The organism is Streptomyces sp. AM25 (genome assembly GCF_058146165.1).
Map to the genome: position 1 here is coordinate 526,654 of NZ_JBKIWN010000001.1, position 10,003 is coordinate 536,656.

General features: G+C 67.5%; 11 protein-coding genes. 5 read left to right on the forward strand and 6 right to left on the reverse strand.

Going from position 1 to position 10,003, the window contains the following annotated elements; all coding sequences use genetic code 11:
• Window positions 1–40: 40 nt before the first annotated feature.
• From ACLHRZ_RS02095 to ACLHRZ_RS02105, 3 genes are read right to left on the reverse strand one after another with little or no spacing between them, the layout of a single operon-like run.
• The gene (locus tag ACLHRZ_RS02095) at window positions 41–391 is read right to left on the reverse strand and encodes a hypothetical protein (RefSeq protein ID WP_490416427.1); all 351 of its coding nucleotides are present in this window, start codon (window positions 389–391) and stop codon (window positions 41–43) included.
• Window positions 392–443: 52 nt separating this feature from the next.
• Window positions 444–1,733, reverse strand: coding sequence for a sensor histidine kinase (locus ACLHRZ_RS02100; RefSeq protein ID WP_490416428.1), 1,290 nt, complete (start codon window positions 1,731–1,733; stop codon window positions 444–446).
• A complete protein-coding gene (locus tag ACLHRZ_RS02105; protein WP_490416429.1) occupies window positions 1,730–2,410 on the reverse strand; it encodes a response regulator transcription factor in 681 nt (226 codons plus the stop codon). The genes ACLHRZ_RS02100 and ACLHRZ_RS02105 overlap by 4 nt, the downstream gene beginning before the upstream one ends.
• 205 nt (window positions 2,411–2,615) lie before the next feature.
• On the opposite strand from ACLHRZ_RS02105, the gene ACLHRZ_RS02110 reads away from it, so the two are divergent.
• Genes ACLHRZ_RS02110 through ACLHRZ_RS02125 form a run of 4 tightly spaced genes read left to right on the forward strand, consistent with a single transcriptional unit; the run spans window position 2,616 to window position 6,101 of the window.
• Window positions 2,616–3,110 carry a hypothetical protein gene (locus ACLHRZ_RS02110; RefSeq protein ID WP_490416430.1) on the forward strand — a complete coding sequence of 165 codons (495 nt, stop codon included), beginning with the start codon at window positions 2,616–2,618 and terminating at the stop codon, window positions 3,108–3,110.
• Complete coding sequence (locus tag ACLHRZ_RS02115) at window positions 3,110–4,192, forward strand: peptidoglycan-binding protein (protein ID WP_490416431.1); 1,083 nt, start codon at window positions 3,110–3,112, stop codon at window positions 4,190–4,192. Before ACLHRZ_RS02110 ends, ACLHRZ_RS02115 begins: the two co-directional genes overlap by 1 nt.
• A 5-nt stretch (window positions 4,193–4,197) precedes the next feature.
• On the forward strand, window positions 4,198–4,905 hold the full coding sequence (locus tag ACLHRZ_RS02120) for an ABC transporter ATP-binding protein (RefSeq protein ID WP_490416455.1): 708 nt from the start codon (window positions 4,198–4,200) through the stop codon (window positions 4,903–4,905).
• Window positions 4,902–6,101: an ABC transporter permease gene (locus ACLHRZ_RS02125; protein ID WP_490416432.1), complete on the forward strand. Its 1,200-nt coding sequence runs from the start codon at window positions 4,902–4,904 to the stop codon at window positions 6,099–6,101. The genes ACLHRZ_RS02120 and ACLHRZ_RS02125 overlap by 4 nt, the downstream gene beginning before the upstream one ends.
• 97 nt (window positions 6,102–6,198) lie before the next feature.
• Here ACLHRZ_RS02125 and ACLHRZ_RS02130 read toward each other — a convergent pair whose 3' ends face one another.
• Window positions 6,199–6,564 (reverse strand): iron chaperone, encoded by a 366-nt coding sequence (locus ACLHRZ_RS02130; RefSeq protein WP_490416433.1) that lies wholly within the window; start codon window positions 6,562–6,564, stop codon window positions 6,199–6,201.
• Between the two features lie 62 nt (window positions 6,565–6,626).
• Entirely contained in the window at window positions 6,627–7,229 is a 603-nt protein-coding gene (locus ACLHRZ_RS02135) for a short chain dehydrogenase (protein WP_490416434.1), read from the reverse strand.
• A 94-nt stretch (window positions 7,230–7,323) separates the two neighbouring features.
• Here ACLHRZ_RS02135 and ACLHRZ_RS02140 point away from each other — a divergent pair, with 94 nt between their 5' ends.
• Window positions 7,324–8,178, forward strand: coding sequence for a LysR family transcriptional regulator (locus tag ACLHRZ_RS02140; protein WP_490416435.1), 855 nt, complete (start codon window positions 7,324–7,326; stop codon window positions 8,176–8,178).
• Between the two features lie 248 nt (window positions 8,179–8,426).
• Here ACLHRZ_RS02140 and ACLHRZ_RS02145 read toward each other — a convergent pair.
• Window positions 8,427–10,003 (reverse strand): esterase/lipase family protein (locus ACLHRZ_RS02145; RefSeq protein ID WP_490416436.1); only part of this gene is annotated, 1,577 nt, incomplete at its 5' end.

The following is a 10,003-nucleotide window of genomic DNA, read 5'->3' on the forward strand; positions in this document are numbered from 1 at the left end:
GACAGGGGGCAGGTGCGGGCACGTATCCGAGCAGGATGCCTCACGGACCGGCCGGGGCTGCGCAGCCGGGCCCCATAGCGCGGAGGGCGTCCAGCGCCCGGCGCAATTCGACGACTTCGCGGTGCAGTGCCTGGATGGCGACGAGGGCGACGCCCTGGGCGTCGACGCAGTCGATCGACGTGTCGTCCCGGCCGAGGCCGAAGGCGGCGTACCAGTCCTCGGACATGGGGCCCAGATGGCACACCTGGTCCGGGTCCCACTGGTAGCGCCAGATGCTGACGGGCAGGGCGGCGACCCTGTCGAGCACCTTGACCCCGTCGACGGCCACCCCCGGCGCGGCCACGGTCCCCGGGTCGGCGAGGCTGGTGACTGCGTTGTTCCTCGACTGCATGCTCTGTGTTCCCTGCATCCCGTCATCGTTCGTGCGCCCGTGCGTCGAAAGATCACGGGCGGCGGATTCGGTCCCGATCCTTGCAGGGCGTCGCGTCCGCGTCAGCAGCCGAAAGGCGGTATTCGCCGGCCGACGAAAGTAGGGGGAGCAGGGGGAGCACCACGCGCACGGTGAGGCCGCCGCGGAGCCGCGGTTCCGCGGTGATCGTGCCCTGGTGGGCGGCGGTGATCGATGCCGCGATGGACAGGCCCAGCCCGTTGCCCTCCCCCGGGGCGTGCTGGCGGGGGCGCAGCCGGCGGAACGGCTCGAAGAGATGCGGGACCACATCGGCGGGCACGGTCGGCCCGGTGTTGCCGACTTCGAGGACGGCCTGCTCCGTGCCGTCCTCGCCGCTGTCGCGCCGCAGCCGGATCTCGATGTGGCCCGGGCGGGTGTTGTACCGGATCGCGTTGGAGACGAGATTGCGGACGAGCCGGTCGAGCAGCACCCCGTCGCCGTCGACCGTCACCGCGTCCAGGCGCGCGTCCACGTCGACCTGTGCCGCGCTCGCCTCGTCGGCGCTGTCGGCGAGGGCGTCCTGCACGACGGTGTGCAGTTCCACGGGCTCGGAGTGGTCCAGCCCCTGCTCGCTGGTGGAGAGCAGGAGCAGCCCGGCGAGCAGCCGTTCGGTGCGGTCGGTCGCATCCAGCAGCACGGAACGGATCTCGGCCACCTGCTGCGGATCGGGGTCGAGCAGCCCCACCTCCAGGCCGACCCGCTGGACGGCCAGCGGGGTGCGCAGTTCGTGGGCGGCGTTGGCGACGAACCGGCGTTGGGCGGCGACCGCGTTCTCCACCCGGTCGAGCATGGCGTCGAAGGTGTCGGCGAGCTCCTTGAGTTCGTCCTGCGGCCCATCGAGCGCGATGCGTTCGTGCAGGTCTTCCGCCGTGAGCCGGCGCGCGGTGGTGGTGAGGCGGTGGACGGGCCGCAGGATGCGCCCGGCCAGCCACCAGGAGACCGCGACCGCGGCGACGGCAAGCAGTGCGAGGCCGAGCAGGGCCAGGAGCAGCATCCGGTGCAGCGCGGCGTCCTGAGCGGCGCGGATGATCTCCCCCACCTCCGTGGCGGGGGCGGTGGGGTCCCCGTGTCCCAGGGCGGGCGGTGCCGTTCCGGGCGGAGGCTGGAAGGCGTCCGCGGGGAGTTCCGGCACTCCGATGGGCAGGCTGCTCCACAGGAGCCAGGAGATCAGCGCGATGAGGCCGGCACCGGCCGTCACGGTCAGGGCGGCGCAGGCGGCGGTCACCTTGACCCGGACGGTGGGACGTTTGAGGCGGGACAGCCCGGACAGGAAGGCGCGGCTCACGGCTGCGCGGCCCCCGGTGCGCCGGCCACGCGGTAGCCGGAACCGGGCACGGTCTCCAGAACCGACGGATCGCCGAGTTTCGCCCGGAGTTTGCTGATGGCGACCCGGACGGCATTGGTCTGCGGGGTCACGGACTCGTCCCACACCTTGTCGACCAGATCCTCCATACTCACCACTGCCCCTTCAGCGAGGACCAGCGCCTCCAGCACGGCGAACTCCTTGGGCGCGAGCATCAGTTGCCGGCCGTCCCGGAAGGCGTTGCGGCGGGCGCTGTCGACGGTGATCCCGGCCAGCGTCATGGTCGGCGGGAAGGCCCGCCCGGTGCGCCGGCCCAAGGCCAGGACGCGGGCGAGCAGTTCGTCGAACGAGAACGGCTTGGGCAGGTAGTCGTCCGCGCCGATGCTCAGCCCCGCCACCCGCTCCGCGATGCTGTCCGAGGCGGTGAGCATCAGGATCCGGCTCGGCAGGCCCCTGCTCACGACCTCGCGGCAGATGTCGTCGCCGTGGATGCCCGGCAGGTCCCGGTCGAGCACGAAGACGTCGTAGTCGAACCAGGCGACCTTGCGCATCGCGGACTCGCCGTCGTGGACGACGTCGACGGCGATCCCGGCTCGGCGCAGCCCGGCCGCGGTCATGTTCGCAATGAATTCCTCGTCCTCGACCACCAGGACGCGCATCGCAATCGCTCCCTCACCTGTGCGGGGGTGTCTCCGTTCCAAACAGCGTATACGGGTACGCGATTTCCAGAAGTTGACCGGAGGGTCGACAAAAGAAAGGTCGGGTGGACAGTCAGGAAAATAGTTAGGTGATGGAAATCCCGTACCAGGCAGCATGGTTGGCGTATTCACTTTCACCCAATCAACGCTCACGGAAGGAAATTCCATGCAGCCTGTACGTCACTTCCTCGCCTTCACGGCCGTGACCGTCCTGTCGCTCTCCCTGGTGGCCTGCGGGGGTGGGAAACAGGGAGGCGACCAGGGTTCCGCCGGCAGCGGCTCGGGGGGCTCGTCCGGACAGTCTCAGGATCACGATCAGCAGGTGAAGTACGCGAGCTGCCTCCGGAAGAAAGGCCTGGACGTCCAGGACCCGGAGCCCGGCAAGGGCCTCGCCCTGCCGCAGTCCGACTCCCCGAAGGCCAAGAAGGCCATGGACGCCTGCAAGGAGTTCTCCGGCGGAAGCTCCGGGGACGATCCCGCGCAGCTCTCCCGGCAGAAGGACCTGCTCACGAAGTTCGCCCGGTGCATGCGCAAGAACGGCGTCGACATGCCCGATCCCGACGCCCAGGGACGGCTCCCCGGTCTCGGTGAGAAGAACGAGAAGACGACCAAGGCGGTCCAGATCTGCAAGGGCGAACTCGGCGATATGGCGGGTCAGTGATGAAGCGTCGCACGAAGGTGACCGCCGCAGTGGCCACGGCCGTACTGCTGGCCGGCGGTGGCGTCATCGCCTCCCAACTGGTCTCCGGCGGAGGGCAGAAGCACACGAACAGTCCCTCCGCACCGCCCGCGACCGCCGAGGTGCGCCGGGTGGACCTCGGCGACACCAAGCCCGTGGACGGCACCCTGCGCTTCTCCGGCGAGCGGACCGTGAATGCGGGGGCCGACGGTGTGGTGACGTGGACGCCCTCGACCGGTTCGGTGATCAAGCGCGGGGAGAAGCTGTTCGAGATCGACGGGAAGCCCGTCACCCTCCTGTACGGGGCCAAGCCGATGTACCGGGAGCTGAAGACCGGGGTCGGCAACGGCTGGGACGTGCGCCAGCTCGAGGAGAACCTCAGCGCACTCGGATACGGCGGATTCACGGTCGACGGCAAGTTCACCGACAGGACGGCCGCAGCGCTCAAGCGGTACCAGAAGGACCGCGGCCTGCCTCAGACCGGGAAAATAGGGCCGGACCAGGTGGTGTTCACCTCCTCCGGCGTACGCGTCAAGAAGAGCGACGCCTCCGCCTCGGACCGGGTCGGCCCCGGCAAGCCAGTCGTCACCGTGACCGGCACGGAGCATGTGGTGGAGGTCGAACTCGGGGCCTCCGACCAGGGGCTGGCCCGCAAGGGCGAGAAGGTGGACATCGACCTGCCCGAGGGCAAGAAGGCCCAGGGCACGATCGAGGACATCGGCGCCGCCTCGTCGCCCGGCGACAGCGGCGAACAGGGCGACAAGGACAAGGAACCCAAGCAGAAGGTCACCGTCCGGCTGGCCGACGGCACCGGCGACGTGCTCAAGGACACCGAACAGGCCCCCGTGACCGTCCACCTGGTCGGCAAGACCCACAAGGACATCCTCACCGTGCCCATCCCGGCGTTGCTCGCGCTGCCGGAGGGCGGCTACGGCCTTCAGGTGGTCGACGGAGTCCAAACCCGCACAGTCAAGGTCGAGCTGGGGGTCTTCGCCGCCGGACAGGTCCAGGTGACCGGCGACGGGATCAAGGCAGGCATGAAGGTCGGGGTGCCCAAGTCGTGACGGTCGTGACGCATACGGAGACGACGGAGAGACAGCCGGAAGTGGTGGGCCTGGCCGGCGTCGAGAAGCGCTACCCCGGCGGGGTCGCGGCCCTCGCCGGCGTCGATCTCACCATCCGGCAGGGCGAGATGACGGCCGTCGTGGGCCCGTCCGGCTCGGGCAAGTCCACCATGCTGCACCTCATCGGCACCCTGGACCGGGCCTCCGCGGGCACCGTACGGATCGCGGGCCACGACGTCGGCACGCTCCCGGACCGCGCGCTGTCGGCGCTGCGCGCCCGGCATCTGGGCTTCGTCTTCCAGCACTTCCACCTGACGCCCGGGGTCAGCGCCCTCGACAACGTCGCGGAGGGGCTGCTCTACTCCGGCCGCTCCCTGGCGGAGCGGCGGCGCGCGGCGTCGGCGGCCCTGGAACGGGTGGGCCTGGCCGACCGTGCCGGACACCGCCCGCACGAGTTGTCCGGCGGCCAGAAACAGCGGGTGGCCATCGCCCGCGCCATCCTCGGCGAGCCCTCCCTGCTGCTGGCCGACGAGCCCACCGGCGCCCTGGACACCGCCTCGGGAGAAACGGTGATGGGCCTGCTGCACGAGCTCAACGCGGCCGGCACCACCGTGGTGATCATCACCCACGACAACGAGATCGCCGCCTCCCTCCCCCGCCTCGTCCGGCTGCGGGACGGGGCCGTCGTCGAAGACACCGGAGCCGCCGCATGACGCCCCCTCCCCCGCTCGTCCCGGCCCGGATGAGCCTGCGCGACATCCTGCGCACGGGCTGCTCCGGACTGCGGATCCGGCCCGTACGCGTCGTGCTCTCGGCCCTCGGCATCGCGATCGGCATCGCCACCATGATCACGGTGGTGGGCATCTCCTCGTCCAGCAAGGCCGACCTGATGCGCCAGCTCGACCGGCTCGGCACCAACATGCTCACCGCGTCCGCCAACGACTCCTTCGGCGGGAAGACGCGCCTCCCCAAGGAGGCGGCGGGCATGGCGGCCCGCGTCCCCGGCGTCGAACACGCCGCCGCCGTCGGCGAGATCAAGGACGTCGCCGTACGCCGCAGCGACCGCATCCCCGCCACCGAAACCAGTGGCATCGGCCTGTACGCCGCCGACGAGAACCTCCTCACCACACTGGAAGGGCGCGTTGCGAGCGGCACCTGGCTGAACACGGCGACCGGCAAGTTCCCTGCGGTCGTCCTGGGCTCGGTCGCCGCCGAGCGGCTGGGCATCACGGCCGCCGGGCAACAAGTGTGGATCAAGGACCGCTCCTACCTCGTCCTCGGGATCATCGAACACATGCCGCTGTCGCCCGAGATGGACCGGGCGGCACTGGTCGGCTGGAACGCCGCCGGCAAGCTGCTCGGCTTCGACGGCCACCCCACGACGGTCTACGAACGCTCCACGGACAACGCCGTGGACAAGGTGCGCGAGCTGCTCCCGCGGGCGATCAGCCCGCAGAGCCCGGCGGACGTGGCGGTCAGCCGCCCCTCCGACGCCCTGGCAGCGAAGGCGGCCGCGGGCGGAGCCTTCACCGGACTGCTGCTCGCCCTGGGTGGAGTGGCACTCCTGGTCGGCGGAGTCGGCGTGGCCAACACCATGGTCATCTCAGTACTGGAGCGACGCCACGAGGTCGGCCTGCGCCGGGCACTGGGCGCCACCCGGGGCCACATCCGGATGCAGTTCCTCACCGAATCACTACTCCTGTCCGCCCTCGGCGGCATCGCCGGCGCCCTGCTGGGCACCGGCGCGACCGCAGGCTACGCCGCCTGGCGCGGCGTGCCGTTCGACCTGCCGCCTTGGGCCATCGCCACCGGCCTCGGCTCGACGCTCCTCATCGGCACCGTCGCGGGCATCTACCCCGCCGTCCGCGCCTCCCGGCACGCGCCGACCGCCGCGCTCCAAGCGGTCTGAGGCGTCGCCCCGCACCGCTTCAGCGGATTCTCGGTGCGGGGCGCCGACGCACATCCGCAAGCACGCTCCGGACGCGGCACCCCGGCGCCCCGCGGTGTCAGCAGATCGTGCCGGGCCGGGCTGCAGTGGCCTTGAGCAGATCCCTCAACAGACTGAAGTCAATCTTCTCCGGCCTGCGGAATCGCAGGCAGCCCTTGCCCATGTCCTGCCCGGCCAGCCGTTCTTCGAACGCTTCACGGACGTCACTGCGCATGAGGTAGAAGGAGATGTACTGCTTCTGGCTGGCAAACGCGATCTCGCAGGCGCCGTCCCGCTCGTATGCGGGCATCCCGTACGCCATCACCTCGTCGAAACCCACCAGTTCTTCTCTGCACAGTTCTCGTACCTTGGCCAGCGCGGCCCTGCTTTCCTCAGGAACCTCGGTCAGGTAGCCGTCGACGTCACTTGCCTTACTCTGCACCATTCCATGAGGTTATGTCGCATTGAAAGCCCTTATCAATACGTCAAACGCACCCCAAACGTGGTCTAGTGCCCCACGCGGTACACCTGCCCTGTCTGCCGCCCCTCGATGGAGCGGACGTACGCCGTCGCGACACGGTCCGCGGGTACCGGCTCCATGCCGGGGAAGAAGGCACCGTAGGCCTCCGCCGACTCCGAAACGATCGTCGGGCTCACCGCGTTGATGCGTTGCGGCGCCAGTTCAATGGCGGCGGCGCGGACGAAGGCCTCCACGGCGCCGTTCGCGGCGGATGCCGCTGCACCGGCCGGGATGGGCTGGTCGGTGAGGACACCGCTGATCAGAGTGAAGGAACCCTCCGGTGCAATGCAGTTCGCGCCTTGGCGGACCAGCTCGATCTGGCTGAGGGCCTTCCCGCGCAGGCTGGCCGTGAGGTCATCGGCAGTCAGCTCCGGCAGCGGCTTGAAGACCGCGTCGCCTGCTGCGATCGCGACCGCGTCCAGGTCGGTGACCTGGTCGTAGAGGCGGGTCACCGCCGTCGGGTCCGTGACGTCCGCGATCAGATCGCCGCGTGTGCGGCCGACGGTGACGACGTGGTGACCTCGCTTCAGCAGCGCCGCACGGGCCGCGCCGCCGATGGTGCCGGACGCGCCTATCAAGAGAATCTTCATTCGAGTGCCTTTCGACTGGGGTTGCCCAAACGACCCTACGGAGCCCGGGCTGCCCCCGAAAATGCCTCTTACGCAAGGACTATGCTTGGCATGCATGGATGTGGAACTGCGTCATCTCAGGGCTCTGGTGGCGATAGTCGAGGAGGGCACCGTCACCGCCGCGGCCGACAAGCTGCGCCTGACGCAGCCCGCGCTGTCCCGCACCCTCGCCCAACTCGAACAGCGAGTCGGGGTGCGACTGGTGGACCGTTCATCCCGCCGGCTCGCCCTCACACCGGCCGGGCGGACGCTTCATGACCACGGGCTGGCCATCCTCGCCCGCCTCGACGCCGCGCTGGCCGACACGGCGGCCGTGTCCCGTCCCCTGCGCGTGGGCTACAGCTGCGCCCTCCTGGGGCAGATGACCGTGTCGCTACTGCGCACATGGCGCCGGGACCAGCCGCACGTGCCGCTGGAACTGCACCGTCGGGACACCCGGACAGCCGGGCTGGCCACCGGGGACATGGACGTAGCGGTGGTGCGCGTCCCACCCGACGACCCGCGCCTGCGGACGGAGGCCCTCTACTGGGAGGAGCGCATGGCGGCCCTGCCCGACAACCACCCGCTGGCCGACCGGGAGTCCGTGTGCCTCGCCGACCTGAGCAGCGAGACCCTCGCGCTGTGCACGGAAGTGAGTGCCGCGAGCACCGACCTGTGGCCCGCGCAACAGCAGCCCCAGCACGTCCTACCGGTGCGGAACGTCGACGAATGGGTTCAGGTGATCGCCACGGGCGATGCCATCGGTCTGGCCGCGGCGGGCACGTGCGAAAACCACGCACACCCCGGGGTGCGCTACGTCCCCGTCGACGACGCTCCTGCAGCCACCGTCTACCTGACCTACCCCACCCACCCCACCCACCCGAGCACCGAGGACTTCCTCGCAGCCGTCCGGGCGCTGGTGAGCACGTAACTGCCTTACAAGGGGAGTCCGGTTGACCAAGACAGGCCCTGATCTCCTGGCAGGGCTGCTTCAAAGTCCGGCGGAGCGATGCCTGCGTGCAATGGCAGCTGCACTCGCACGCCCCGTTACGCAGGTCGTCACTCCTATCGCCACTGTGCCTATCGGCTCCAAGGAGCCTATTCAGAAGGTGTGCACAGCGCCGACCAGCAACAACACGAACTGCCGGTCACTTTGAATCAGCCCTGAACCTCATGGACCTACGAAATGTACCTGTCTCCGGAATACTTCAGGCCGCCGTACTGAGCAGTAACGGTTACATGAAATGTGCCGGACAGCGAACGGAGGGAGGGATTGAACCCGACAGACCATTTCCCGCCAGATACGGTGACATCCCCTTCCCAGACCTTGTCAACGGTCACATGCACCGTCTTCATACGATCATCCGCGGTCCCTGAAACCCTGGAGAGATTTACACCCTCACCCTGATTCCTCACCACTCCATCGGTCACCGTCGGCGCGTAGGGGACATCCTCGTTCCGAGTCGGACCAGACTTTATCCAGGTGATCACATGGTCAATCACGCCGGAATTCCTCGGAAGATCCCCGTGCTTCACTCCACTCGTCTTCCATGAGCTGTTGTTCGGGGCTTGAGGCAGATAACTCGCCCCGTTCTCGATCTGCCCGTCGTCACTCGAAACCACTTCTTGGTACATGGTGGGTTCGGGAGTGGGGTTCCCGTTGAGGTCGGACATGAAATATGGGCTGACGAGTTCACATGTGGAATCGGTCACCAGATCCGGCTTGATCGCCTTCACGGTGTTCTTGACAATTCCAAGGCTGCAGGCGGCTTCGAGCCCGACCTGCTTAATGAAAGTCTGACCGGCGCCCGTGTTGGGCCCGCCCAGGGAGATCCAGGAAACAACCTGGTCACGGAACCCAGAATTATGCGTGAGGGCCCAACGGGTGGGAATACTGCCAAGCGAGTGGGCAACTATGGCAACCTTTCGCCCACCGAAGCGCTCCTTGACGGCACTGACCAGGCGGTTGGCATTTACCTCGTTCGAGTCCCTCCAGCCTGAGTAGTCCCAGGCGAAAAGATCCGATTCGGCCCACCCAGCCTTTTTGAACTCGGCCTTCATGCTGTCGAATGCGTCTGCAGTGTCGTTCATTCCGTGGACCATGACAATGGCCGGCTTGTCTGAATTCTGCTGCCGATTCTTCATGGCGTCGTCCAGGTCGCCCTTGCCCCAGACCTCACCGTTACTCTTGAGGAGCTTCGCCGGATGACCGCCCTGCTGCCGGTTCGCAAGATTTCCTCCTTGGTCACCGTAAGTGAGCACCGCGTTGGTGTGTTCTCCGTATCCCACGCGGAGCACACCCGAGGCATCGATCTTGTAAACGGCTGCGTCGTCGCCAAAGTCGGACGTCTCCTGGTTATCCGTTACCTTTCCTTCCTGTAGAGGATTCCCCTTGTACGCCAAGGTGACATAATCCCTGTCCACATAATGGACACTCCACCCCCTACTAACCGAATTGGTGCAGTCACTCCTGTTTTCGAGATTCTTATTGTCCAGCGGAGTGGCGCACTTTCCGTCATCACTGACTTGCAGAGAAAGACCTTCGACGATGTAGTCCTGCGCGGGGGAGTCAGCCTCTGCCGGAGTTACGGCCACCAATCCACCGAACAGCATCGCGACAGACGGTACGAAACCTATACGCCTCAGCGTGTTTGACACTGTATAAATCTTTCCATTGATTTCATTTGAGCTCTGGGGCGTAAATGAATTTTTCAGAAGTATCCTGGATCTCGACTTTCGCTGTTCTCGTAGGTCAT